The organism is Armatimonadota bacterium (assembly GCA_017303935.1).
GTDB lineage: Bacteria > Armatimonadota > Fimbriimonadia > Fimbriimonadales > Fimbriimonadaceae > JAFLBD01.
Window position 1 is genome coordinate 596,756 of sequence record JAFLBD010000001.1, and the last position, 26,770, is coordinate 623,525.

Here is a 26,770-nt window from a genome sequence, read left to right on the forward strand (position 1 = left end):
TCCTAATTGATCGGAATCGCAATGCAGAGGGCCACCGATTTGCGAGGTGCAGTGATCGGCGCGCATGGGCTAATTGAGGCCACTCGCGCGTGGATTCGCGTTCCAAAACACCCGAGGGCGCGTTGGAATCTGGAATTATGGCACAAACGTTCCGCAGAACTCAAATCAGCTCGTCTAAAATGGGCGTATGCGCAAAATGCTCCTGTTGCTTCTTTGCGGAGGAATCCAATCTGCCATGGCGATCTCCCCTTCGGTTCGAAATATCAAGCTCGATGGACAGAGCGATTTTCAACTGATCAACGGAACTATGGTTTCAAAGTCGATCAATCCAGAAATCGCCTGGAAAGAGTGCGTGCCGAGCTGGGATGTCAGCGGCACTGAAAGTGGTGGAAGGATCGAAGTTTTCATCGAGACAGCGGGACGTACCTTCGGATTTGGGCATTGGTCAGCAAGTGTGGGACTTCAAAATCGATCCAGTCTGGCGGTTCAGAAGACGGACGCCGGCTACGTCGATACAGACACACTTCTGATGCTGGGAACCGGCGGCGAGCTCAAAGTGAAGGTGCGGCTTTTCCCAAATATCTTTGGAGATTTGCCGAAGCTCAACCATTTCCATCTTGCATTTTGGGCCTACGCTGCGCCGGCATCAGCACGGCCTGCTCCGATCGCACCGCTCGACGTGCCAATTCGGGCCCAGGGCGACTATCCAGGCGGGAACGTGCTGTGCAGTCCGACAAGCGTGAGCATGGTTCTGAGCTACTGGGCCAAGCAACTCAACCGGCCCGCGATCGACCATGACGTTCCTGCGGTCAAGGAGTGCGTGTTTGACCCGGCGTGGAACGGGACAGGCAACTGGGCCTTCAATGCATCCTTCGCCGCGAGTCTTCCTGGGATTTCGGCGCACGTGGCCCGGCTCGAAAACGTCAGCCAGATCCGAGAACTTTTAGAAAAGGGAATTCCGGTCATCACTTCGGTGAGCTATGGCTTGCTCAAAGGTAAGCCTGCAAGGGACGACAACGATGGTCATTTAGTGGTCTTGGTGGGAGTAGATGCTCAAGGCAATTTGATCTTCAACGACCCAGGAAAGAAGCCAATCCGACTGACTTACGATTACGACGCGTTTGTCCGGGCTTGGGCGGTTTCAAACAACACGGTGTACATCATCCATCCAGAACTTTGGAATTTTCCTGACCTACCGTAGACGATATCGAAAAATCTTATAGGCACTTCGGCTCATTTCTCGCAACCTTGGAACGTATAAACTGGTGCGTATGAAAAAGCCGTGGGTGTGGATCACTTTGCTAATCGTCGCAGTGTGCGGTACCGGGGGGATTTTGGTGCCAATGCTGCAGAAGCAAAAATTGGATGCGAGCAAGCCAAAAGTACAGACTGAGTACGAGGTGGCTGGCGGGACGATGAACGTCTCCGTGGTCGAATCAGGCACGATTGATGCGATTCGGGTTGTCGAGCTAAAGAGCCGCGCCGCAGGAAAACTCTCAAAACTGCTCGTTGAAGAAGGCGACAAAGTTGGCGCAGGAGATCTGATCGCGATCATTGATCCAACCGAAACCCGGCTCCAAGTTGAACAAAATAGCGCTCAATTGCGTGGCGCTGAAAGTGCTGTAGCGCGGCAAGAAATCGAAATCGAGCAACGCCGAGCAACCGCTCAAACCACGTTGCAAAAAGCAAAGAGTCGATTGGCTCAGCTTGAAAGAGAGAATTCTGTTCAACCGGTTCTGACAAGTTCGGCGATTTCGAACGCTCAAGCAGCTTTGGATACGGCAAAGAAGCAACGCGATTTGTTGATCAACACAACCCAGCCAAACGAGCGCGCGGTTGTCCAAGCTGAATTGGAACAAGCAAAGTCCAACGCGAGCCTCGCCGAGAGCGAGTTGAAGAGGATGGAGACGCTCTACAGCCAAGAGTATGTGAGTTTGCGCGAAGTCGAAAATCAACGCACCCAAGTAGACATTGCGCGAAGCCGATTGGCCACCGCCCAAAAGAAGAGTGATTTGCTTCGTGCGCAACAATTGAACGAACGCGCTCAGGCAGATTCCCGCGTATTGCAAGCAACAGCGGACCTCAACAGCGCCAAGGCCAACGGTTCACAGGTTGATATCAAACGCCGCGACTTAGAACAAGCTCGCATTGCAGTCCGCGAAGCCGAAATTGCTATTCGAGACGTCGATGCTTTGATCGCAAGTAAGCGACAAGCGATGGCTCAAGCCGACCAAACTCGCTCGGTTCTGCGAGACAGCCAACGTCAACTCAGTGAAACAGAAATTCGTGCGCCGTACGCTGGGGTGATCACCAAGAAGCTGGTTCAAGAAGGGGAACTCGTGGCCAGCCTGAGCAGTTTCTCAAGCGGTACTCCAATCGCACGTCTCGAAGATCGAAGCTCGATGATCATCAAGCTCGAAATCAACGAAATCGATGTGGCGAAGCTCTCGGTCGGAATGCCTGCAAAGATTGTCGTTGACGCATTTCCAAACAAGGTCTTGAATGGATCGATCACCAAGGTTGCTCCAGCAAGGACTACTAGCACGAATGCCACTGATACGGTCGTCCGCTATGAAGTCGAGGTGACGATCAAGGATCAGTTGGAAGAAATCAAGAGCGGGATGACCGCAAAGTGCACGATGGAAGTCCAGAATTTTGTCGCGAAGCACCGAGTTCCAGTGGACTTCGTCGAGAAATCCAACGGTAAGGCATTTGTCTACGTCGTCGGTGATAAGGCAAAACCAGAAGATCCAGGCACAAAGACAGAAATACAAATCGGAAAGGAATCGGCTTCTTTTATTGAAGTCGTCAGCGGGGTTACCACCGGCATGAAGCTTCGCCGACCATCCTATTCCGGACCTAAGCGAGAGGGTGCTTCAATAACCGACTAATGAACGTCTTTAGCGCCTTCCTGATCGCGTTGGACATGCTGCGCACGCATAAAATGCGCGCATTCCTGACCATGCTCGGTGTGATCATCGGCGTGATGAGCGTTAGCATTATCGTTCTCACCTTGAGTGGGTTCCAAAGCTACATCGCGGGTCAATTCTCCAAGATTGGATCGGACACGATCTATGTTTCTTACAATCCGAGGATGACCGATAACATGAGCGTCGGCAGTGTCGCTGGGCTCAAAAACACGGATGTGGATTACATCATGTCCCGTGTTCCCGAAATTGAGCTTGCTTCCGGCTACCGCGAAGCAGGTTCTAGGGAAGTGAAGTGGAACAGTGAAAAGCTCAAGGATGTTCGGGTCCAGGCGATTGATCAGAACTTTGTGACTCTCAACACAGTGGAGTTGGTGAAGGGAAGGTACATCAGCAAGCAAGACCAAGACCTTCGAACGAGCGTCGCGCTAATTAGCGAAGACGTTGCCAAAAATCTCTTCCGCGATAAAGACCCTCTGGGGCAAACCGTCCAGATGGACGGACTCACGGTCGAAGTGGTCGGTATCACGAAAAACCTTGAGTTGATGGGTAACCGAAACTCGAAGGTGCTCTTTGTCCCGTTAAGTACCGCTCAAGATAAGTGGCTAGGTGGAGACAACGTGGACCTATTGTTGATGCGCGCTCAGAAAGGGCTGAAGATCAACGATGTCATGGACAAAATTTGGCAAGCGTTGATGCTCAAATCAGGGAACCGACCGATTTACAACGTTGAATCAAGCGAAAACGTCCTGAAAATTTTCCAGACAATTCTCAGCACGATCGGTGTGATTTTTGCTGCGATTGCTGCTCTCTCGTTGCTAGTTGGCGGCATCGGCGTGATGAACATCATGCTAGTTTCGGTCACCGAGCGCACGCGCGAAATTGGTCTACGCAAGGCCGTGGGTGCTCGAAATGGTGCAATTCTTACCCAGTTCTTGATTGAATCCGCGACCCTCACTCTAGTAGGAGGATTGATCGGGATGGGGCTCGCTTGGATGTTAGGGCTGTTGATCACATTCGTGACGATGGTGAACAAATGGCCGAACGAGGGAGGGCTCTCGGCGCCATTTCCAGTCGGTCCAGCGGTAGGCGCCATGGTTTTCTCTGCCCTCATCGGAATCGTGTTCGGCTTTTATCCGGCATACCGCGCGGCTCAATTGAATCCGATTGAGGCCTTGCGCGCCGAATAAAGGAATTTGCCTCATTCGACTTTCAAGATTCGCAGAACTGTCGTAAGATAAAGCTGTGGGACCTCGTGGCCGCGCGTACTATTACAAGTTAGAAGGGATGGTGCCCGTACCTTGCAGTTGGTATGAGGCGGGGGTCCTCATGGCAGATTACAATGGGCGGTGCGTCGAACACACCGTTCTGAAGTCTGGCCACCGGATCAGCACGGCGTTCCTTGTATTCGACCACAACTTGATGGGGCCGGGCGATCCAATTTTGTGGAACACGATCGTGACCGACCGAAATGGAAAAGAGCGGATTTATGGCAAGTATCGAAGCCTGATCCAAGCGAAAATCGGTCACAAAGCAGCTGTCGCTGTCATCGGACTTCTGGAGCGAAATGAAGAAAAAGATGGTAGCGAGGGCGGGAATTGAACCCGCGACCTAAGGGTTATGAATCCTTCGCTCTGACCCCTGAGCTACCTCGCCTCGCGAGCGGTATTATGGCTTAATTCCTGGGCTTGTTGCAATGCCCTAGACTCTGGACAGTTCAACGAGCATGGTTTCTACGGTAGTTTTTGCCCTTTGCGCCCTAGTAGCACAAGATCCTTTGGCGACGATGGATCAACTTGCTCGGGCGCGGGATGTGGCCACGCTCAATGACTTGACGCTCCCGGCGAACCGCAAGCCGGGGAACTTTGCATTCTTAACCACAAACGGAGTTTACGGCGGCGGTCAAAGCGGCTGGTCGGTGGAAGGGATGGTCACCCCTGTCACGAAAAGAAGTTTGGCCGTTTTTACCACCAACATTTCTTGTGAGGATATCGGCGAGCAGGTCTTTGAAATTCTGCCGAATGGTATTGGTGCAAAGATTCCAGAAACGGTCGACTTCGGATTGCAGACCAAGCACTACGACATGCAAATCGCCGTAGAACCTGCCGCCAAGACGGTCCATCTCGACGTCAAAACCAAGCTGGTTGTTGTCGGGAAAAAGCAGAAAGAAATCATCGTCAGGCTCGACCGTGCATTTCGCGTGGGGTCGGCAAAGATGGATGACCGACAGGTGCCCTTTGCTCAAGCCGGTGGAACGATTGTCGTGCCGATGCCCGATAAGAACGCCTTCACGATGGAGTTGAAGTATTCCGCCCGCCTCGAACCGGGCCAGCAAGAAGGGTCGGTTCAATCCGACGAAATGATGCTTGTTGGATCACAGTGGTGGCCAAGCATCGCGCGTCAAGCGGCCACCTCGACGATTGAGATCATCGCGCCGAAAGATTGGAAATCCTATTCGCACGGCACCCGGAAATCGGTGAAGGTCGAAGGAGACGTGGCCCATACGATCTGGGAAAACAGTTTGCCAATTGCGGTCTTTTCGGCAGCATCTGGTCAGTATCACGAGGTCAAGAAGGAGATTGGTGATGTCTGGATTTGGGCTGCAGGGATGGATACCAAGACCTCCGATTTGGAAATCCAAGTCGATGCAAACGGCGAGGTTGTGAAGTTTCTCTCAAAGTTCACTTCTTGGCCATATCCTGGATTTGGCTCTTTGATCAGTTCTCGCTACGCTCCTGGCGCATTGGAGGGATACAGTTTTGCCACCTACGAAGAAGGATGGTTGCCAGAGGTCGAACCCCACGAGCCAGCTCACAGCCTTTGGGGCGGCGTCATTCCGAACAACTATTTGAAGTCACTCTGGAATGAAAGCTTTGCCACTTACTTCGAAAATCTGTACTTCCGAGACGGGGTGGATGGGAACAAGGTCGATTTGAAACTTTCTCAGCGAGAAATCGCTAGCGCGATGGGCAGCTATCGAGGGCTCTCGGCGATTTCTGCTGGCGTCGAATCTGGTCCTGCCGGATCAGGCATTGGCTATCGGCGCGGCGGGATCGTGCTCGATATGTTGGAAGCCGAAATCGGTTCTCCGGTGATGGTGGCGTCCATGAAAAGGTGGCTGAAAACTCATACACCGGGTCAACTCGGAGAATGGGAAGATTTCGAGAAAATTGTCACTTTGGAAGCCGAGCGCGATATGCGCTGGTTCTTTGATCAGTGGCTGCGAAAGCCCGGCTATCCGGTGATCGAGATGAGCGGGGTGAAGTCCGAATCTGACGATAAAAAATGGGTCGTATCGGGCGATATGCGCTTCTTGGGTCAGCCATACCGCGTTCGAATGGAGTGCCTAGTCAAGTACGCCGATGGCACCGAAGAGATTGTTCGGTTGCCGTTGAGCAAGGGGCTGACCACCGAACAAGTCAGTTTTGAAGTCGGCAAGAAGCCGGTTCAAGTGACCTTTGATCCTTGGTTCCGAATCTTGCGCAACGTGGACCAAACTTCAGTTCCCGAGAGTCTTTCTGGCAGCATGGATCGGTATCGAGGATGGGTGCATCAAGGTCAATCGGCACCATCGACGATCATGCGCCGACCTCCGCGAGAAACGGACGAGGAATTGCCCGAAGTTTTGGACCGAAAGCTGATCTATGGCGATCCGCGAAAGAACGCGAAGCTGTTGGCGCTTTGGAAAACAATGAAAGAGCCCCCAACTTTTGAAGGGGATTGGATCCTGTGGCGCGGGCAAAAGGTCAAGATTTCAGAAGGTGGGTTTGCTGGATTTGTCGATCTGCCCGAAGGCCGAAGGTGCATTGTCGCTTGTGGCACTGCGCGGCTTCGCCCGCGATTTGGTCACGCTACCTCGGCGCTGTTTGATAGCTTGGGGCAAGTAATCGCGGCGCGAAGCGAGCCCGCTAGAACCGGGCCTCTCAACTTCAATCTTGGGTTACCGACCAATTGACACGATTGCGATCGTGCCAGTTCCGCACGTCATCCTGATTTCTTGCTAGGCTGAGAAGCTCGAAATCAAGTTCTGCAATAGCCACCGATTCGACGCTTAGCGGAGTTTCGGCTAGAATCGCCGATTCCGGAAATGGGGTGACACTCGGCGCAATGATCGCGCTCGATCCGTATGCGCTCGGCACCGGTTCTCGGTTGAGCCCTCCGACCAAACTCGCGTGAGCGACGAAAATCTGGTTCTCCACAGCGCGTGCAAGGCAAGACCACCGAACGCGTTGGAACCCGCGCTGGGTCTCGGTGAACGCAGGAACAACGAGCAGTTCAACCCCAGCTTCGGCGTGTGCGCGGCCCGCTTCCGGGAACTCGCTGTCATAACAGATCAAGATGCCGACCTTTGGATTTGGCTGGGGTTTCAATCCGGTTTGGATCGACAATCCCCAATCTTCAGATTCGAATTGGGTCATCTGGTTTTTGGGTTGCCGCACGATTTTGCCATCAGGGCTGTGCGTCGATGCCACATGTACGGGACCAGATTCTGTTTGAACGAAAGTTGTCCCAGCCACAATTGTTTGATGGCTATTTCTGGCTGCATCCGTAGCCCAGAGTTCGAGTGAAGGAGTCAGTTCAGCTAATGCTTGAATCAATTCTCTTCCTTCTAATTGCGGGAAAAGCGAAGCGAGCTCAAGGCTGTGGCATTCAGGGAAAACGACCCAATCCGCTCCTTTGGACTGATCCAGCAGCGCATCGCAATGGCCCAAGAATTCTTGGACGCTAGAAACTGGCCGAATAGCGAAATTGACGACAGCGACAACCATAGGACTTCCAGATTGTAGAATCTTTTGGAATGAACCAGGATTGGATTACCGCCGCGCTCGAGTTTGCGATCGAGAAGCACGCAGGCGACTTTCGCGACGGCGATGTTCCATTGCCATACATCAGCCATGTCATCGAAGTCGCAAACTTTGTGCGGTACATCGGCGGGGTGACCGATCCTGAGATGATTGCAGCCGCCTTTTTGCACGATGTCTTGGAGCATGGCGGGGCAACAATCGAAGAGTTGCAGGTTCATTTTTCGGAGCGAATTGTCGAGCTTGTCGGTCAATTGACCCGAACAGAACCTACCAAAGTGGGTCACCTCTCGAAAGATCAACTGCGCGATCTTCGTAGCGAACTGTTGCTTGAGGACATTGCCACCAGGATGGAACCGGACGCGCAAACCATCAAGTTGGCCGATCGCTTGAGCAATCTTATCTGTGCTCTGCAGACTAGAAAGGGTGAGAAACGCAAGAGGTATCTCACCCAAACGGCAGCGATCCTAGAACGCATCCCTAGGGCCGTGAATCCGGCCCTTTGGGATGCAGTCGCGTCTATTGCGAAGCAGGGACTTGCTTCGATTCCTTAGGCGGGAACTTGATCGACGCGATCACCGAGATGATGAGGATCGCGGCGATGATACCGAGCGATAGGAGCACAGGGAATTTGCCCCAATCTGGGAAGATCACCTTTTCGACATAGCCGTAGATCATCTTGCCACCCACGAACATCAGTACGAATGACAATCCGTAGCTGAGGTAGTGGAACAGGTTCAACAGGCCGCTCAGCGCAAAGTACAGCGATCGTAGACCGAGAATCGCGAACACGTTCGATGTGAACACGATGAAAGGATCTTTGGTGATCGCGAAGATCGCCGGGATCGAGTCCACCGCGAACACAATGTCCGTAAATTCGATACTCACCAACGCGACGAACAGTGGGGTTGCCCACAGCTTGCCGTCGATCTTTGTGAAGAACTTTTGGCCGACATAATCGGGTGTCACCGGAATGAGCTTGCTCACTAGTCGGTTGAGCGGGTTCTTGTCGGGCTGCATCTCCTTGTCCTTCACAACCAACATCTTGATGCCGGTGAGAATCAAGAACAAACCGAAAATGATCATGCTCCAGAAGAACTTTTCGAGGATGCTCGCGCCAAGTGCGATGAACACCGTTCGGAAGAAAAGCGCGCCGATAATGCCGTAGAACAGCACTCGGTGCTGGTATAGGGCGGGCACTTTGAAGTACGAGAACACCATCAAGAACACAAACAAGTTGTCGACACTGAGCGCCTTCTCGATGAGATAGCCCGTGAAGAACGCCGTACCTGCTTCTTGAGGGGTGTACTGACTATTGGGGTAGATGTTGCCCCAAAACATGAAGATGCCAGCGTTGAAGACCAACGCAAGCGCGATCCAGACGCCACTCCAAATGAGGGCTTCTTTCATTTTGACTTCGTGCGCCTTTCTGTTGAAGACACCGAGGTCGAGCCCGAGCATGGCGAGAACAAACGCCATGAACGAGCCCCAAATCCACATTGGAATACCAGCAAGTTCTTGCATGGCGTTAATCAAAAATCTCCTCTAACCAGTTCTTCTTTTTCTTCTTGTATCCACGTCGATAATCGTCATCATCGTCGTAGCGATAGTCTTGTCGTGGAGCAGGAGGAATCTGGTTCGGGATTCGAGGAGCTGCAGGATTTGCGTCTACGGCTCGGCTCAGAATCTTGTCCAACTCGCCGCGGTCAAGCCATACGCCGCGGCAGGAAGGGCAATAGTCAATTTCAACTCCAGATTTTTCAGACATCATCAGCTGGATGTCATTGCAAACGGGACATTTCATTTTTGTTCACCTGTCGATCAATTGACTCCAGGATCATTTCAAAAATGAAAAGACCCTCGCTATTCGAGATAGCGAAGGTCTTGCGTTGGTGAACCGGCCGGTCTTACGGACTGAGTGCCCTTCGGACGTAATGACGACGCGGCTCCCCTGATTGCTCAGGTGCTACTCCCCTTCGGAGTACAATGATTATACCACATCTCGCGAAAAATAGTTCCACTTTGGCGGTGGTATTTGTCTGAGATGGAGAGAGCAAATTACTTTTTCTTTTCCAAACCGTAAGCGATGGTGATCTCCGTAGTTGCTTCACTCGCTTTTTTGGAGATCGTGATGGCGAACTTAGAACCATCCTCGGCCTTTGACTCAGCCATGAAGTTCGTCGCGCCATTGGCCTCAAATTTGTTGAACTTGAGATCCTTGACTTTCGCTGTATAGAAATCGGCAACCTTTTGAGGATCATCAGCTGTCGACCGGACGCTCATTGCACTTTGCTCGGTTGGAGAGTCCATCTTAAAGGCTCGACCTTCTACGTCCGTCGAACCGGGATAGAACGGCATATGCACGTCATCTTCGGTGACTTTAGTTCCTCCACCCATCGATGCAGATCCTCCATCAGGGGTTTGAACGTTCATGGAACCGTCGTCCTTGTTCACGGTCGCCTTTGTGCCATCCGCGGCGACAACTTCGGTGCTGCTTCCGCTGCCGCAGCCGAGGCCAGCGATCAGGATTAAGAATGATAGAGAGAGTAGTATTGGCGTTTTCATAGTTTTATTTGTTTCGATATTGAATGGATTTATAGAGAGTAAAGACTGCGACGACTCCGAGGACAGTCAGATCGTAAGGACCGTTTGGCTTGGGATTGTGCATCCGATGTCCGCTTGTACCTGTATGACGCTGGACCGCATTCCAACGGCCTCGCAATTGTTCAGAGCCGGGAAGTTGCATCGATTGTGCGGCAATGTAATAGCCACCGATGACGACACATGCAACGCAGATGCTGATGTTGAATGCAAATGATTTCCAAAACATGATTCCGATTACTCCGGCTGAATGTGAGGCACATCAGGAACGTCGTTACATTGCGAATCATCAAGGTACGGAACTTCATGATTCGACGCACCAACCAAGCCTGAATGAGGTTGATTGAATTCCGCAAAGCCCGAGCGCGTTTGTGGCAACGGCATCCCGAGCACCGATTCAGAATCACCAAACTTGTCCTTATCGATTTCCCTCACATTTCGAATCTTAGGATTTCATCGTAAGGAAAGCGTAAATTGGCTAAAAAATCTCTTCTTCGGGACCGAAAAACTCTATCAGCTCGTCCTTGTGAGCTTCTAGATCACTGCTCAACGAACGGCGAAGGAAGCGCACCATTTCTTGTTGAGTGAAGCTCGAACCATTCGCTTGCAATCTTGAAAACTGGACAACACCAAGCGCTTCGGTGGCATTTTGTTTGAATTCCTCCAGATTTCTGATGTCATCCGCATCTGTTATTGAACCAAAGTAAATATCGTAAATCGCAAGTGCAAGCCCCATGATCGGCACTGCTGTTTGAAATTCTCCCGAGCGTCCGAGGCTCAGGAATAAGTTCCAGAGCGGAAAATGGGCCGCTCGAATTTCATGGATTTTGGCGTTTGCATAGAGGGAGCAGTAGAAATAGCCCCTGGCCAAGGACTCCTCATTAAGGAACCTCAGAACGCATCCAAACATATTGGCAGTCCGCCCTTGGTACCGCCGATTGCCAAGCGCCCGGCCAAGGTCGCGGCATCGGTACAAGACAGGAATGGCTTCCTCGTACCGGCCCGTGATGTAAAGCGATCGAGCTTCGGTGTAATTCAGCGCGGCAAGCTGGACCGAGTTTTGACTTTCCTGGAATAGCTCTTGCGCTAACTTGTGCGCGATTCGGCTAGGTTCCTCTTGCTTCGCCTCCAAGTAAAAATTGTAAAGGATATGCTGGGCCACACCGGCTGAAAGCACATCCTTCTTTTCTTGGAATCTTTCATATGCCATCAGCGCAAAGGTGTCCACCTCCCCCATTTGTTGCCTTTGGAGTCGCAGTTTTGCGATTCGCAGGCTTATCTCGGCGATGAGATCAGAATCTTGAACACTTTGCGCTTGCTGCAACATTTCCAGGAGTTCAGCATCTACCTTTTCAGCAGAAACTGGCTTCAAATAATGCAATTCCAGCACTCGGGCCAAGGCCCTGGATTTTGCGTGGTGCCGAATCATGTGTATCAAGGCAAAATCTGTTTGAAACACGCTCCAGTACCACTCGGTATCCAAAATGAGCTGGATGGCTTGATCAATTTCTCCTCGCTCTAACAAATCCAGCACTGCTCGAGTCATGTTCGACCACTCCGACTTCAGGAATTCAATCCAGTCGGCCTGATTGAGAAGCCCGAGGGAAGTGATCGGTTCGCTATTGCGACATGAGCGAGCTAAGGAAAGGTAGGTCTGGACAAACTGCAGGTTCGATTGGCTCGATCCTTGGAGTTTGTTGGCGAATTGCCGAATGTTCTCGGGAATCCAGTATCGAGTTGGTTCGGTGTCATAGGCCACGCGAACGAGCGTCACCCCGATCAGCTCTGAAAGATGGTCTAGATTCGCGCGCGAGTTAAAAGCACTTTCTGCAACTTCCCACCGAAACGTACCGGCGAAATTGGACAGTTCGCCCAACAATTCGCGGGATTCAGGAGAAAGCATCTCAATCGTAGAAGCCAGCGTGGCTTCTAGAGAGTAATGGCGTTCCTCTCTCGATTTGGATCGCGAAACGAGTAGGTGATGAGCATCGGCAAGTCGACTGACTATCATCTTTGGGCTCAATGCGTGAGACCACCTGGCACACAACTCAATGGATAGGGGATGCCCGTCCAATTGGATCAATACTTCGCGCATGTCTTCAAAGTTCTGCGGAGTGATCTGGAAATCGGCCCGAACCATCCGCGCGCGATCCAAGAATAGCTTCGCGGATTCGCAGTGAGTTGTGTTAATAATGTCGTCATCAAGCGATGGGATGGACAACGACCTCAACCTAATTTCGCTGACACATTCATGCTTGAGCTCAATCCGGGAAGTGCATAGAAGCCGAAGCGTCGGAGCGGCTTCGAGGAGACTGGCGAGAACTCGAGCGGCATCCGCTGGGTCTATCTGCTCCAAATTATCGAGAATGAGTAACGTGGGGCGGCCTCCGAACGCAACTCTAAGCGTGTCCTCAGCCAAAGATTGACTCGCATCGGGAACGCCTAATCGCGCGAGAATAGCCTCTAGAATTGAGCTGGCTTGGTGAATATGAGCGAGGCCGACAAAATGAACGTCGCAGTTCTTTTGGGTGATTCCAAATTCCCGAGCGAGACGTGTTTTGCCGAGTCCGCCAAGTCCCGTGAGCACCACCCATCGCGTCCGTGTGAATTCGTCTTCGAGCTGACATAACTCAGAGCCTCTTCCAATGAACGAGTTGATAGAAGCAGGGACCGACTGCTTGAACTCCTCGGAGGATGTCGCGTGTTGTGCAGGCTTCAAAGTTACTGGCGACTTTTGGAGTTCGGCAAAGTCGACTCGGAACCTATGTTCTTCCAGCCACTCGTCGTAAATTCCTGGAAGCAGTTCACCGGCGAATCGCTCTCTCGATTCATCTTCTCGACCGTCATCAAGTAGCTCAAATAACTCAAGCACATCACAACGGTAAGACTCTGGTCGAAGCTCAATAAAGGTGCGATCGGCGAACAGCACGGACCCGGCCGGGATAAATGGGGGCTCTAATTGTCGCCTTAACGACGCCAATGCTTGCTTGAGCCTGTTTTTGGCGGATTCAATCGGGGCGTCGGGCCAGATTTGGTCGCAAAGTTCATCTCGAAGAATTCGTTGCCCAGGGCGCAAAGCGAGATAGCCCAAGAGAGCCAACACTCGCTTCGATTCAAAGCGGTCAATGACCTGACCATAGCCGGTGATTTTCGGCGTTCCAAGGAGTTCGACGCGCCACATACGATCGAATTTCTGAGCTTATTTTAGTATGAATCGCATAGTGCGCGCATCAGGAAGCGGTCAAGACCGCGAACCGCGAGTTTGGAATGGTGCCCAGGAGAGGACTCGAACCTCCACCCCCTTGCGAGGACTGGCACCTGAAGCCAGCGCGTCTACCAATTTCACCACCTGGGCACGGCGGAACAAAGAGGATACCCGATGCCAAATGGAATTTCGGACGAGCCAAATCGCCCCAATACCGCGATTTCGCGATTAGTAAAAATACTTGTGGTGGTTCCTGGTAAGAGTGCGGAACAACACTCTCTAGAGGCCAATGCTAACCGGAGAACTGTTCATACACGAAGGGCTAATTCAGCCTGAACAGCTTGAAACCGCGCTCGAACGTCAGCGCGAGTTGGGCGGCAGTGTGCCAATCGCACAGGTCCTCGTCATGCTCGGAATGATCGACGAGCGCGACAAAGTTCGCTGCACGGGCAAGATCTGGGGCGTTCCATTCTGCGATGTGAGCGATATCTCTCCAGAAAGAGACGCGCTCAGTAGCCTAGATCCCAGCATTGCCAAGCGGCACTGTGCGCTTCCGCTAGAACGCGTTGGCGACAAGCTCACGGTCGCGATGGCCCGGCCGCTCGATATCTTTGTCATCGACGAAGTTCGAATGGCGACCGGATGCGAGATCGAGCCGCTGATTGCGGTGGAGTCTGAACTCAAAGATGCGATTATCAAGTTCTACGAGCTTGACTCGCACGTGACCGAGCAGCTTGGGCACGCTCTCCGAGATTTTAATAGCGATCAGCAGGCACAAGCTGGTCCAAGCATTCTGGAGGATGACGACGATGACGACATCGAGGACGACGATGCTCCGATCATCCGTTTGGCAAATCTAATTATCAATCAGGCGGTAGCCGATCGAGCCAGTGACATCCACATGGAGCCTCGAAAGGACGGCATGGTCGTTCGCTATCGTGTTGACGGCGTGATGCTAGAGGTGATGAACCTTCCAAAGAAGGTCGTTGCGCCGCTCACCAGCCGAATGAAGATTGTGTCCAACATGGACATCGCTGAGAAGCGGGCGCCGCAAGATAACCGAATTTCCGCAGTCATCAACGGCAAGCCGTACGACTTCCGTGTGAGCACTCTCCCGACGATCCACGGTGAAAAGATCGTCATGCGTGTTTTGGATAAGGGCGGAATCAATGTTGGACTTGAGAAGCTCGGCTTCCTGCCTGACAATCTGAATCTGATCCAAGACATGGCGAGCCGAAGTTACGGCATCTTGCTCGTGACTGGTCCAACGGGTTCAGGTAAATCGACGACGCTCTATTCGATTTTGAACCAGATCAGCGATGGTGCCAACAACATCATCACGATTGAGGATCCTGTTGAGTACGAACTTGAGGGGATCAACCAGTGCGCGGTCAACAATCGCGCTGGCATGACCTTCGCCGCTGGTCTGCGCGCGATGTTGCGGCAAGACCCTGACGTCATCATGGTCGGCGAAATGCGTGACAACGAAACCGCAACGATTGCGATGGAGGCGGCGCTGACAGGCCACCTTGTTTTGAGTACGTTGCACACCAACGACGCTCCAAGTGCGCCAACACGACTGATCGACATGGAAGTCGAACCGTTCCTCATTTCGAGCTCAATCATCGGCGTTTTGGCACAGCGGCTCGTGCGAAACATCTGCCCGCATTGCAAGGAACCCGTTTCGATCTATGTGGATCAGCTCAAGCGGTACGGATTCCCGATTCCAGACGATTTTGGAGCGGAAACGAACGGCGTCATCACCGTTTTCAAGGGCGCCGGGTGCGAGAAGTGCAAGAAGACCGGATACAAAGGCCGAACCGGAATCCATGAACTCATGGAAATCAACGACCCGATCCGCGATGAAATTTTGAAGAAGTCTCCAAGCCACATTATCCGCCGCTTGGCGGTCGAAAACGGCATGAAAACGCTCCAGATGGATGCTTTGATAAAGATCCTGACGGGCGTGACCAGCGTGGATGAGATCTTGAGAGTTGTCTATTCATAACCGATAAGGAAAGGGAGCTAGTTAGTTATTGTCATGGCACAAAAGTTAGAAACCGATAAGGCGAAAAGTCTAAGAGAGATTTTTGCGAAGATCAGCGAGGTCGCTGTGTTGCCCCAAGTGGTGCACAAAGTGATCGAAATTTCTGATTCAGAGGATGGATCACCGGCAGATATTGAGAAGGCTGTCGAAATTGATCCAGGGTTCTGCACGAAGTTGATCGCCATGGCCAACTCTGCACAGTACTCCTTGCCTCGGCGAATCACGTCGATTCGCGAAGCATCCATGATGCTCGGTTTCAAGCAGATTCGAGAGCTTGCACTAAATGCTGGCGTGTTCGATTTCTTCGTAGGCAAGAACGATAAAGAAAGCCTTCGACGGCGAGACTGGTGGCGGCTTTCTGTCGACGTGGCCTCCATGTCGAAGTGGATTGCAAGCCAAGTAGGAATCAATCCTTATGAAGCCTATACGTGTGGACTCCTGCACATCTTCGGCAAAACGCTGATCGATCAGTCGGATCCGACCGGATACGACAAGGTGATGTACGTCGTTCAGAAGGGGGCGCCCGAACGGCTTGCGGAGCGAACAATTTTTGCGGTTGACCACGTGGATGTCGCGCAAGAGATGGCACGGTCATGGCGATTCCCAGAAGCTTTGGTAGAGGGAATCAACTACTTGGATGATCCCCGAGAGCGCGAAGTTGAAGCGCCATTGGCAGCAGTCGTGAACATTGGGTTCACGCTGGTGAATGTGGGACGATTTGGCAGGCCAGAAGATGGTCAAATGCCGCTTGCGAGTTGGGCGTTAGAGATCCTTCGAGTGGATTCGATGACGGCCGAGACCTGGGTTGAGCATGCTCACCAACAGTTTTTGAAAGGGGCTAACAAGCCTGCGGCTTGATGGCGAAAAAGGGAAAAAGGGAAAACATGTCTGGATTTGATTGGAAGAAATTGTCGTCGAACGGTGATGGGGAGCCAACTCCGCCACCTCAAGCACCGCCGACTCCTGAAGAATTGGCTGCCGCGGCTCCACCAGTGGTGAACTCGTCGGACTTGCCACCTACCGTGCCTCCAGTGGCACCACCGGCGGCATCGAGTCCGGCATCGAGCCCAGAGCTTAGCGACTTATTAAAGCGTTTGAGCGCTGCGCCGAAGCCAGCTGAAGCCGTTCAAGAGGCGTCGGCTCCACCAGCTCAAGCTGAAGAAGCTACTCCGCCGGCGAGTGCGCCAGCAGCCAAATCGGCGAGCGACATCTTCGGCGATTTACCGTTTGCCAAGCACGAAGAGCTTTTAGAAAAGGCGAAGCCAGGCGAAAAGCTTGAGAACCCCTATGCTTCGGCAACGGGTGCAAAAACCAAGTCTGATTCGATCGGCATGCCGTCCATCCAGCGACCAGAGATGTTGGAGATCGAGCCGCCTGTCGCCACACCAAAGGAATCGGCATTCGCATCTGCTCCTGAACCGACATCTGCAGCTAGCGATTTGCCACCGGTAACTCAAACGATCAATACGAATTTGCCACCACCAGGGATGACTGGATTGCCACCTGTTACGGCGGAATCAAAGCCTGAACCGGCTTTGCCATCCACGCCGCCGGTGACGAATGACGGCTTCACTGCACCACCGCCAGTTGCTGCAGCACCTCCAGTGAGTTCAGCACCGCCTGTCAGCTCCACACCTCCGGTCGCTAACTCGGAACCGGCGTCGGATACGACTGACAAGGTCTTGAGCTTGTTTGCTAAGAAGGAAAACAAGGCGCCAGAGCCAGAAGTCGACCTTAACGACCTGAGCAGTTTGAATAGTGCGGATAGAAACGCCACATCATTTGATGCTCATAACGAAGGTCGCAACGTCAACGGTCGATACGATGGCGGTCAGTCCATTGCGGACATTCACATTGACGAAATTTTGAGCATGGCCGTCGAACGACGGTGCTCGGACGTTCACTTTACGGTCGGACTCCCGCCGATGATCCGTGTTGACGGTGAAATGGCACCACTGCCGTATGCCCCGTTGATGCCAGCTGACGTTCGAAGGCTGCTGTACGACACCATCGACGATGACAAGTTACAAAAGTTTGAGAACACTCACGAACTTGACTTTAGCTATCCGGTGAAGGGTTTAGGACGATTCCGTGTTAACATGTTCGTCCAGCGTGGAAGCGTCGGCGGCGTCATGCGTGTGATTCCTCAGAGAATTCCTGCTTTTGACGAACTCGGTCTGCCTCCAGTTATTCGCGAAATGAGCAAACGAACCAGCGGATTAATCCTGGTGACGGGCCCAACTGGTTCGGGTAAATCGACTACGATCGCTTCGATGATCGACGACATCAACTCGACGCGCAAAGGGCACATCATGACGATCGAGGATCCGATCGAATACCTTCACGCTCACAAGATGTCGGTGATCAACCAGCGCGAAATGCACAGTGATACATTTAGTTTCCACAATGCACTTCGAGCCGTACTTCGTGAAGACCCAGACATCATTCTCGTTGGTGAATTGCGTGACCTTGAAACAATTGAAGCGGCACTGACGCTCGCGGAAACTGGTCACCTTGTCTTTGGAACGTTGCACACTCGCAACGCACCTTCGACCATCGACCGAATCATCGACGTTTTCCCGCCAGAGTCTCAGGAACAGATTCGTGTGTTGCTCGCCAACACGATCGAAGGCGTTGTGTCGCAACAACTGCTCCCAAGACTAGGTGGTGGTCGCCGCGCTGCGATTGAGATCATGCTCGGATCGTCTGCTATCAAGAACTTGATCCGCGAAGGAAAGACTCACCAAATGCAGTCCATCATCGAAACTGGCGGAAAGGCCGGAATGCAGACAATGGACGCAAACCTGGCGGAGCTCTATAAGACAGGTCAAGTCGAGTTTGAAGAAGCGCTAATGCGCGCTATCGACAAAGATAACTTTGGACGAATGGCGCGAGCTGCTTAGTCACTCTGCATTTATGCAAGTAAAAGTGCTGGGATTCTCGTAGATTCCCAGCACTTTTTGCATGCAACAGTAACAATACTTGCGAATATCAGCATAAAAACTGGATATTCCATGCGTCAATGGACTTCATACGTCGTCTAAAGATATGATTGTTTTGCCGTTTGGCAATTTTTTGTTTCGCACTCGATGAAGAGGGTTGATATTGCGGTCGTGGGCGCTGGGATTCTGGGTCTTGCTCACGCCTATATGCTGTCCAAAATGGGACTGGAAGTGGTGGTGTTCGAAAAGAACCCCGCTCCAAGTAGCTATTCCTCATTTAGTGACGGAATTATTTCGCCGTCCAAATTGGCTCCCAGCCCAGTGCGTAACCTGGCCAATCGATCCAGCGTTCTTTGGCGCGAAGTAATCGCAGAAATAGATGCTTGGATCAATCCATTCGGAGGCATTGCCCTCGCAACTGCTGAACTGGACATGGTGCTCTACCACGAGTTTGCAGAACGCCAAACTCAGGTCCATTCGAGCGCACAAGTCTTGCGAAATGAGCAAGTTTTCGAATTTGCGCCAATGGTCAATCAACAGTCCGTAATTGGCGGTCTGCACTTTACATCCGACTTTGCAATTGATCCAGGCGGATTCATTGCGGACCTCGTTGAACATCTTCGAACTCAGATGAATGTCGAGTTCTATTTCGGCACATTGGTGACTGGAGTCGACGATGGTTATGTTGGTAACGACGACGTGATGGTTCAGGCATCCGAAGTGATCGTTTGCGCTGGCATCGAGTACCAACCGCTTTTCACGGAAGTCTTTAAGAACGCAAAACTCGGCATCTCTGCTGTTCAGCAAATCCGCATAGAACCAACGGGCGAGAGGTTAGATACTGGTGCATTTTTACGATCACCGCTTTACACTTATCATGCTCCGAGCTTTGTCATCTGCCCATCGTTGCCGAAGTTTAGGAACGAAATTCTAGACCGTTTCAAAACTGAACTCGAATTTGGAATCGATCACTTTGCCACGCAATTGCGCCACGGAACAATCGTCATTGGCTCTTCTTATCGCGGCACTAATTCGAACACACTTCCCAGAGACGAAGAAGTTGACCGAGTCCTCCTAAATGCCAGCCGAAAAATAATTGACGACACGCAATATGAGGTTGTCGATCGAAGGATCTCGTTTGTTTCGACTGGCCCTGGTGGCCCGGTGAACGTCTTGCGCGTCAAGCCAAAGGTTCGGTTGGTGAACATCACCGGCGATCTGGGAACAACTCTTGCGTTCGCCGTAGCCGAAGATGTCGCTCTGGAAATTTTGGGCAAATCAGAATCTAATCTCGTGTGATCAACTGCCGGGGTTCGAACGTCCGTAGAATGTGCTCGCCGGATTAGTCCTCGCAAATCTCATTTCGTCTTCCAATATGGGGGATTGGTCGTTCGATTACCAGTCCAGAAGCGGGCTGAAGGTCGTTGCATCGGATGTCAACATCGTCCAGGGATCGTTCTTCCAATACTACGCGCCAGGCTGGACCAAAGGCTATTACAGTTCCAACTGGGATGATCAGGTAATCACCCGAACTCCAGAAGGAACCCGGGTGACATTTGGCAACCCCAATTCCGCTGCAAGCGGCACAATCGATTTTCGTAGAGTCGGCAACGCGCTCATTGCGGAATATGAACTGGCCTGGAATTCCGATGATCCTTGCATGATCGAGGCTTCATTTGGCCATCTTTGGGCGCCGGCATTTCTTCAAGGCACTGTACAAACGGCCGGGGTCACTGCGCGAACATTTACAAAGCCGCCGGTCCCGTCTGCAACGCCAGAAGCAAGGCAAATTGGCTCACCATCGAATCAATTCGCTTTCAAAAATCCTCTCTTGAATCTCAATGTATCGGTGAAAGGGGCCAATCCGCTGTTGTTCGATGCGAGACAATATTCGGGGGACTTTGCAGTCGGCAAACAACTATGGTGGTTCGGGGACAGCGAGATTCCAGTCTCACGGTCCTTTCCTGCCAAATTCCGAGTCGAATACCAAATCGAAACCGCAAAGAGCTCTCCATCGCAATCGGTCCCGGTCGAGGCGAAACCAAAGGTGGCCAATACGGCACTGGTGCCAGCAGAGACTAAATTGCCGCTGATCCCGAAGCCGAAATCTTACGCGAAGAGAAGCGGAACACCTCTCGCGATCTCATGGAAAAAGCCACAGTTGGGTCGCGATCAAATCACCGGTTGGGAGGCTGCAACCTCGTGGCTCAAGAGCCGATTTGAAGTCATTGAAAGCGCCGGAGTGCCGATCAGTTTCAAAAAGGATTCCTCAATAGTCAGCGAAGGATATCGCCTCAGCGTGGATTCAAAATCGGCAACCATCACAGCAAGCGAACCTGCCGGATTTAAGTTTGGGCTGATGCGACTTGCCAACCTCACCTTTACTGAAAAGGGCAAGCTGAGCGTCGAACCATGCATTATCGAGGATCGGCCGAGCATCCACTTCAGGGGGTTACATACCTTCGTCGGACCGCGAGCCATCGGCTATCAATCAAGGCTGATTCAGAATTTGATGAACCCGATGATGATGAATCGGGTGGTGCTGCAATGCGAACGTACGGCTTGGGAATCAACTCCGGGGACGAACACCGGGATCACGATGTCAAAGCAGCAGCTCACCTCGCTGGTCACCAAATATCAAGAGGCAGGCATCCGTCCAATTCCGCTCATTCAGAGCTTTGGGCATATGGGCTGGCTCTTCGAAAATGGGAAAAACCTCGACATCGCTTTGAACCCGCAAGTGCCGTTTACGATCGATCCGAACAAGCCGCGATCCCGCGAAGTTCTGGAGGGAATCTGGAATGAGGCTCTTGAGATTTTCAATCCCGATATCGCGCATTTTGGGCTCGACGAAGTGAACTTGAGAGGGATGTCGACAGACTCAAAAACGCTTACGAACTTGTGGCGAATCCATGTTCCGTGGCTCGCGTCGTATGCTCAAAAGAAGGGCGTCAAAATGATGCTGTGGGGCGACAATCTGCTTGCGCCCGGCCAGGCTCCCGATGCCACGAACGGAACCAATCCTGAAGAGGCCAAGCGCCGAAGGGAGGTGCTGCCGAAAGGGGCGATCATCGCCGATTGGCACTACATCAACAACGCTGACCCAAAAATCTATCGCTCGATTGATCTCTTTAAGTCTGAAGGTTTTGATGTCGTGGCGAGCACCTGGAACCGGCCACAAAACATTCAAGGGTTCTTTAAGGCAGCCGAACTCGCGGGCTCGGGCGCACTGCAGACCACATGGGCTGGTTACGAAAGCAATTTGGACAACATGCTCCGCGCAAGAACCCAGTTCTCTGCTTACGCTCTGGCAGCTGAGCATGCTTGGAGTGGTGAAAAGCCCTCGTACGATCTGAACGACGCATTCAAGAGGCTTTACTTCGCGGAGCGTTTGCCGCTAAATCCTCGAAAGGGAAATCATTGGATTCTCGGCAAAGTCGCCGAATCAAAACGAATCGGTAACGTGAATTTTGAGTTGTTAGAGCCTCTGAACTTTTATTGCCCTCTGACTGAGGTCGGGAAGAGCTCTCCGAAGATCAGGACGATAACCGTGGCTCCGCACCGCGCGAGTGCCTTCTCGATTGCATTTGAATCCAAATTTGCACTTGGAGACCATGACCAAATTGCGAGGGTCACCGTCATTCAGGCGTCGGGGCAAAAATCGGAATTCAAAGTGAACTATTGCACCCACGTGACCGCACCAGACGACTCACAAAAGCCATTGGCTGCGTTTCAAGTTGAGAACATCGCCGCGCCGGTTTTCAAGCTCGAAACCAACTCCGAAATCAAGAGCATTGAAATCGAATGCACCAATCCTAGTTCCGGGCTGATTTTGCGCGGGATAACAACCTGGTAGATGATCGTGCTAAAGTGAATTTCACACTATCATGAGTTCAATCGATCCGGCCAAACCTTCCCCGACGGCTCTCCAGAAAGCGGCATACATTTCGCCTTGGCTCATCATTCCGGCGCTCTACTTTGCACAAGGTCTGCCAGGCACGATGGTGCAGCAGATGACCGGAATCATGCTGAAGGACCTCAAGATCGAGAACAAGGATCTTGCGGTGTTCACGGCATTGATTGGATGGCCTTGGACCCTTAAGATGTTCTGGGGAGCATTGGTTGACCGGCGGGACACCAAGCGGTCCTGGATCGTTTACACTCAGCTCGCAATCACGGCATGCATCGCTGCCGCCGCACTAACCATGCAGACGCCCGGATGGCTGACTGGAATTCTGATTTCTTTCTTTGTCCTGGCGTTCCTCAGCGCCACCCACGATATCGCGGCGGACGGATTTTATCTTCTGGCGGTCAAGCCTGAGAATCATTCGTACTTCATCGGAATCCGATCGATGTTCTTCCGGCTGAGCGCGATCTTTACGACGAGTGGATTGGTGGCTGTTGCCGCAAACATGCAAAAGGCGGGGACGGCGCCGACCACCTCATGGTCCTATGCAATCTTGGCCGGGGCCGCGATCTACGGGTTGGTGATGGTCTATGACCTCAAGATGTTGCCGCGTCCTGAATCCGACGAAAAGCACTCCCCGATCAAGATCGGCGAACTGCTCTCACGGTTTGTTCAGATCGTCCTGTTGCTCGCGGCCCTGATCTTGATCGTGCGATTGATTTATTGGACCCTAGGCCCGGTTGTTAGTCCATTGTTCGGCTACCAGTTCAATGACATGCTCGCCAAATTTGGGACGCCTCTGTTCTTCGAGAAACTTGACCCGAATAATCCGTACTACGGCTACAAGTCTCTGGCCATGCCTGTACAGCTCGCCATCTCGCTCGGGACCATTCTGGTTGGAATGCTCGCCGGTTGGAACATGTGGACGAAGACCGGGATGCAAGAGCCAACAAAGATATTCTTTGACCGTCCAAAGATGTTCTGGGTGCTCTCGTTCATCCTATTCTTCCGCTTCGGCGAAGTGATGATCGGAACGATGAGCGGCCCGTTTCTCCAAGACCCGGCGGAGAAGGGTGGATTGGGCATTGATCTGGCTCAAGTAGGATTTATCAACGGCACGGTTGGCGTGATCGCGCTGGCGCTAGGTGGAATTTTGGGAGGCGTTGTGATCGGGAAATTCGGCATCAAAAAGGCCCTTTGGCCGATGGTGATGGCGCTTAATATTCCGAATCTGTTTTACGTTTACGCCGCATTGACCAAGGTCAATCTTGAATTTGTTTATGGACTCATCGCCGTAGACCAGTTCGGCTATGGGTTCGGATTCTCGGCGTATATGGTGTACTTGTTGTTCCTTTGCCGTGGCCGCAAAATGGAGACCGCTGTGTACGCCATCGCAACCGGTCTGATGGTGCTCGGCGCAACGGTCGCTCGGCTTATCAGCGGAATGGTCTTTGACGTCGTCAAGTCGAACAACGCCACCAATCCGGCCGTGCACTACTCCACATTCTTCATCGTGGTGGTGATCTGCTCGATTCCCGGGATGCTAACTTTGCCGTTCATTCCGATGGAAGGTGAGGATATTAAGGAAGCTCCGGTCGACATTGACTGAAATCGATCTCGAATCATTGACGCGCCAGTGCGAATCTGCGGTGAAAGCCGGAGTTTTCCCTGGCGCATCATTCTGTGTGGGTACCGCCGATCGAGCTCATTTCGGCACAGTTGGATGTTTGGATTACCAGCATGGGCAGTCTGTTTCGAAGAGCACGATTTATGATCTCGCCAGCTTAACGAAACCGATCTGCACGACGACAAGCGCGATGTGCTTCTTTCAGGATGGGGCGTTTGGACTCGGTTCGGAAGTTCGAAATTGGATTCCAGAGTTCCACCACGGAGTGACGATTGGCCACTTGCTCACGCACACTTCCGGGCTGCCCGCTCATCGCGATTTTTGGAAGTTAGAGGGAACTTCCGACGACCGGCTCAGAGCAGTTCTCTCCGAACCATTAGTGCGTGCCCCCGGCTCGGGCACTGAATACAGCTGTGTCGGCTTTATTGTCCTCGCCACGGTTCTCCAGCGCATCTCTGGCGAGGTCTATCCCGAATCCTGGACATGGCCGTTCTTCAGAATTTGTGAGGCAACAGGGATGGAGTTTCAATTCAACCCTCCGGCAAGTTTGAGCTTGCAGATTGCTCCGACCGAAGAAGGCACTCCGATTGGAGTTGTGCATGACGAAAATGCACGCTCTTTGGGCGGAATTTCGGGCAATGCTGGCCTGTTCGGCACTGCTGAAGACGTCGCTCGGTTTGCCCAGCTGATTCTTCGAGGCGGGGAAGGGTTTATTCGCCCCGAGGTCATTCAAGGCTGGACCAAGCAGCAATCCGCCGATTCCACCCGTGCGCTCGGGTGGGACACTCATTCAGGTTCCAGCGACTCCAGCGCCGGCGCATTGTTTAGTCCCGAGAGCTTCGGGCACACGGGGTTCACCGGAACCTCCCTTTGGATTGATCCGAACCTAGGAATTTTTGCGGGATTGCTCACCAATCGGGTGCATCCAACACGCGAAAACACGGCGATCATCGAGTTCCGACGGAAATTTCACGAGTCGGTCGTTGAGTCGATCATCGGATGTTGAAGTACTTTGCGCTCGGGTGGTGCACGATGATCGCGCTGGTGCTCTGCTCGGGTACGAGCATAAATTCCTCGCTCAATTCGATGCCAATCTTTTGCGGTTCCAGTAATTCGAATAGCTGCGCCTGATCTTCGAGATTTGGGCACGCAGGGTAGCCAAAACTGTACCGGCAACCCTGATATTTGACGCCGAACAGGGCTTTGACTTCTTCTGGATCATCTTGTGCGATTCCCATTTCTGCCCGGACAAGCTTGTGCCAATACTCGGCAAGGGCCTCGGCGGTCTCGACTCCCATCCCGTGAACATAGAGGTAATCCTGGAACTTGCCATCCGCGAACAGCTTTCTTTCGAGCTCGCTCACCTTGCTCCCGACGGTGACGATCTGAAATCCTACAACGTCGGGCTCGGAACTGCTAAAGAAGTCGCTAAGACATAGTCGCCTGCCATCGGATTGGCGAGAGAAGGTGAACCGGGTGCGCTCTGTTTTCTGATCCTCATTCAGGATAATGAGTGAGTTGCCTTCTGATCGGCACCAGAAGTATCCCCAAGCGACCTTGGGCTCAAGCACGGCCGCGAGTTCGCGCTGGAGCCGCTCTTCGATTGGCCCCGCGTTCTGCTCAAGATAAGTTTGGAACGCCAAGTTGTCCATTTCGGCCGGACGTTTGAACTGCCACTGACCTCGCCACAACGCCGTTCGGTTGATGAACTTGTAGATTTCGAAAATGTCGAATTTTGTTTGGGTCCGCACTCCGTAAAAAGGTAACTGCGGGGTTCGCTCTGCGGGAGGAGTGTCACTCTTTGTGCCATCAAACTCATACAGATCCTGGCTCAGAGTATCGACGCGGTGCGACTTCACTCGGTCTGGGTTCGGTGCGGTTGCGACCTCAGCTGTGGAGGGGGAGCGCAGTTCTTCCATCAGCCGAAGACCTTCAAAAGCATCCTGTGCATATGCCACTCGACCGTTGTACAACTCTGCCAAATCTTGTTCAACATATCCTCGGGTCAGTGCCGCTCCGCCGAGAATCACCGGAATATTGTGCAGGTTGCGCTCGTTCATTTCGAGCAGATTGTCCTTCATGATCAAGGTGCTCTTTACGAGCAAACCGCTTAGTCCAATCACGTCGCAATTGTGTTCAGCTTGCTTCTCTAAAATTGCATTAATCGGTTGCTTGATACCGATATTCACGACTCGGTAGCCATTATTCGAAAGGATGATATCGACCAAGTTTTTGCCAATATCATGCACATCCCCAGCGACGGTGGCCAACAGAATCGAGCCCTTCTCCGAACCCTCAGCCTTGTCCATTTTGGGTTCGAGATACCTCACAGAGGCCTTCATCACTTCGGCGCTTTGCAGCACGAATGGCAGCTGCATCTTTCCCGCTCCAAAGAGTTCGCCGACGGTTTTCATGCCGTCGAGCAGAATCTGGTTGATAATCTCTAGGGGGGCGTACGATTCCAGCGCGAGGTCTAAGTGCCGCTCCAGATTCTTCTTTACGCCGTCAGTGATATGCTTTTTGAGCTTATCTTCAACACTGAGTTCAGCGAATGCGTCCTCCGTGTCGGTCGTGAGCCGCAAGGTTTCAAACCGGTTCATCAACTCGATGAGCGGATCATAAGTGCACAGTTTATCTTGCGACATAGTGCCTATTTTGAATCAATTGCAAAGAAAAAACCCTCCCCACAGCAGATGGGGAGGGTTACGCGAA

General features: G+C 52.4%; 21 protein-coding genes and 2 tRNA genes. 13 read left to right on the top strand and 10 right to left on the bottom strand.

The features are described from left to right. Window positions 1-187: 187 nt before the first annotated feature. The 4 genes from J0L72_02830 (at window position 188) to J0L72_02845 (ending at window position 4,529) form a co-directional block, all read left to right on the top strand. Window positions 188-1,201 carry a C39 family peptidase gene (locus tag J0L72_02830; protein ID MBN8689710.1) on the top strand — a complete coding sequence of 338 codons (1,014 nt, stop codon included), beginning with the start codon at window positions 188-190 and terminating at the stop codon, window positions 1,199-1,201. A gap of 70 nt (window positions 1,202-1,271) precedes the next feature. Next, window positions 1,272-2,891 carry an efflux RND transporter periplasmic adaptor subunit gene (locus J0L72_02835; protein MBN8689711.1) on the top strand — a complete coding sequence of 540 codons (1,620 nt, stop codon included), beginning with the start codon at window positions 1,272-1,274 and terminating at the stop codon, window positions 2,889-2,891. Next, window positions 2,891-4,117: an ABC transporter permease gene (locus tag J0L72_02840; protein ID MBN8689712.1), complete on the top strand. Its 1,227-nt coding sequence runs from the start codon at window positions 2,891-2,893 to the stop codon at window positions 4,115-4,117. Before J0L72_02835 ends, J0L72_02840 begins: the two co-directional genes overlap by 1 nt. A 55-nt stretch (window positions 4,118-4,172) precedes the next feature. After that, window positions 4,173-4,529, top strand: a complete 357-nt coding sequence (locus J0L72_02845; GenBank protein ID MBN8689713.1) for a hypothetical protein — start codon at window positions 4,173-4,175, stop codon at window positions 4,527-4,529. Here the strand turns inward: J0L72_02845 and J0L72_02850 are convergent. Beyond that, a tRNA-Met gene (locus J0L72_02850) sits at window positions 4,508-4,583 on the bottom strand. The genes J0L72_02845 and J0L72_02850 overlap by 22 nt on opposite strands. A 130-nt stretch (window positions 4,584-4,713) precedes the next feature. Between J0L72_02850 and J0L72_02855 the strand changes: the two genes are divergently transcribed. Continuing rightward, complete coding sequence (locus J0L72_02855; GenBank protein MBN8689714.1) at window positions 4,714-6,882, top strand: hypothetical protein; 2,169 nt, start codon at window positions 4,714-4,716, stop codon at window positions 6,880-6,882. Here the strand turns inward: J0L72_02855 and J0L72_02860 are convergent. Further along, a complete protein-coding gene (locus tag J0L72_02860) occupies window positions 6,857-7,696 on the bottom strand; it encodes a hypothetical protein (protein ID MBN8689715.1) in 840 nt (279 codons plus the stop codon). The genes J0L72_02855 and J0L72_02860 overlap by 26 nt on opposite strands. Before the next feature lie 29 nt (window positions 7,697-7,725). On the opposite strand from J0L72_02860, the gene J0L72_02865 reads away from it, so the two are divergent. Further along, window positions 7,726-8,283 (top strand): HD domain-containing protein, encoded by a 558-nt coding sequence (locus tag J0L72_02865; GenBank protein ID MBN8689716.1) that lies wholly within the window; start codon window positions 7,726-7,728, stop codon window positions 8,281-8,283. Here the strand turns inward: J0L72_02865 and J0L72_02870 are convergent. From J0L72_02870 to J0L72_02900, 7 genes are all read right to left on the bottom strand, one after another. After that, complete coding sequence (locus J0L72_02870) at window positions 8,249-9,229, bottom strand: TerC family protein (protein MBN8689717.1); 981 nt, start codon at window positions 9,227-9,229, stop codon at window positions 8,249-8,251. The genes J0L72_02865 and J0L72_02870 overlap by 35 nt on opposite strands. Window positions 9,230-9,257: 28 nt before the next feature. Next, window positions 9,258-9,533, bottom strand: coding sequence for a zf-TFIIB domain-containing protein (locus J0L72_02875; protein MBN8689718.1), 276 nt, complete (start codon window positions 9,531-9,533; stop codon window positions 9,258-9,260). 254 nt (window positions 9,534-9,787) lie between these two features. Then, the gene (locus J0L72_02880) at window positions 9,788-10,294 is read right to left on the bottom strand and encodes a hypothetical protein (protein MBN8689719.1); all 507 of its coding nucleotides are present in this window, start codon (window positions 10,292-10,294) and stop codon (window positions 9,788-9,790) included. A 4-nt stretch (window positions 10,295-10,298) separates the two neighbouring features. Next, entirely contained in the window at window positions 10,299-10,559 is a 261-nt protein-coding gene (locus tag J0L72_02885; GenBank protein MBN8689720.1) for a hypothetical protein, read from the bottom strand. 8 nt (window positions 10,560-10,567) lie between these two features. After that, window positions 10,568-10,765, bottom strand: a complete 198-nt coding sequence (locus J0L72_02890; GenBank protein ID MBN8689721.1) for a hypothetical protein — start codon at window positions 10,763-10,765, stop codon at window positions 10,568-10,570. Window positions 10,766-10,808: 43 nt separating this feature from the next. Next, window positions 10,809-13,511 (bottom strand): winged helix-turn-helix domain-containing protein, encoded by a 2,703-nt coding sequence (locus J0L72_02895; GenBank protein MBN8689722.1) that lies wholly within the window; start codon window positions 13,509-13,511, stop codon window positions 10,809-10,811. Window positions 13,512-13,598: 87 nt separating this feature from the next. Then, window positions 13,599-13,685, bottom strand: a tRNA-Leu gene (locus J0L72_02900). Between the two features lie 139 nt (window positions 13,686-13,824). Here J0L72_02900 and J0L72_02905 point away from each other — a divergent pair. The 7 genes from J0L72_02905 (at window position 13,825) to J0L72_02935 (ending at window position 25,064) form a co-directional block, all read left to right on the top strand. Next, the gene (locus J0L72_02905; GenBank protein ID MBN8689723.1) at window positions 13,825-15,543 is read left to right on the top strand and encodes a type II/IV secretion system protein; all 1,719 of its coding nucleotides are present in this window, start codon (window positions 13,825-13,827) and stop codon (window positions 15,541-15,543) included. 33 nt (window positions 15,544-15,576) lie between these two features. Further along, window positions 15,577-16,440, top strand: a complete 864-nt coding sequence (locus tag J0L72_02910) for an HDOD domain-containing protein (protein MBN8689724.1) — start codon at window positions 15,577-15,579, stop codon at window positions 16,438-16,440. A gap of 989 nt (window positions 16,441-17,429) precedes the next feature. Beyond that, complete coding sequence (locus J0L72_02915) at window positions 17,430-18,485, top strand: type IV pilus twitching motility protein PilT (protein ID MBN8689725.1); 1,056 nt, start codon at window positions 17,430-17,432, stop codon at window positions 18,483-18,485. Window positions 18,486-18,671: 186 nt separating this feature from the next. Then, the gene (locus tag J0L72_02920; GenBank protein ID MBN8689726.1) at window positions 18,672-19,823 is read left to right on the top strand and encodes an FAD-dependent oxidoreductase; all 1,152 of its coding nucleotides are present in this window, start codon (window positions 18,672-18,674) and stop codon (window positions 19,821-19,823) included. Window positions 19,824-19,854: 31 nt separating this feature from the next. Beyond that, entirely contained in the window at window positions 19,855-22,380 is a 2,526-nt protein-coding gene (locus J0L72_02925) for a hypothetical protein (protein MBN8689727.1), read from the top strand. A 31-nt stretch (window positions 22,381-22,411) separates the two neighbouring features. Beyond that, complete coding sequence (locus J0L72_02930; GenBank protein ID MBN8689728.1) at window positions 22,412-24,040, top strand: hypothetical protein; 1,629 nt, start codon at window positions 22,412-22,414, stop codon at window positions 24,038-24,040. Beyond that, window positions 24,033-25,064 carry a beta-lactamase family protein gene (locus J0L72_02935; protein MBN8689729.1) on the top strand — a complete coding sequence of 344 codons (1,032 nt, stop codon included), beginning with the start codon at window positions 24,033-24,035 and terminating at the stop codon, window positions 25,062-25,064. Before J0L72_02930 ends, J0L72_02935 begins: the two co-directional genes overlap by 8 nt. Here the strand turns inward: J0L72_02935 and J0L72_02940 are convergent. Continuing rightward, complete coding sequence (locus J0L72_02940; GenBank protein MBN8689730.1) at window positions 25,051-26,703, bottom strand: B12-binding domain-containing protein; 1,653 nt, start codon at window positions 26,701-26,703, stop codon at window positions 25,051-25,053. The genes J0L72_02935 and J0L72_02940 overlap by 14 nt on opposite strands. Window positions 26,704-26,770: the final 67 nt, after the last annotated feature.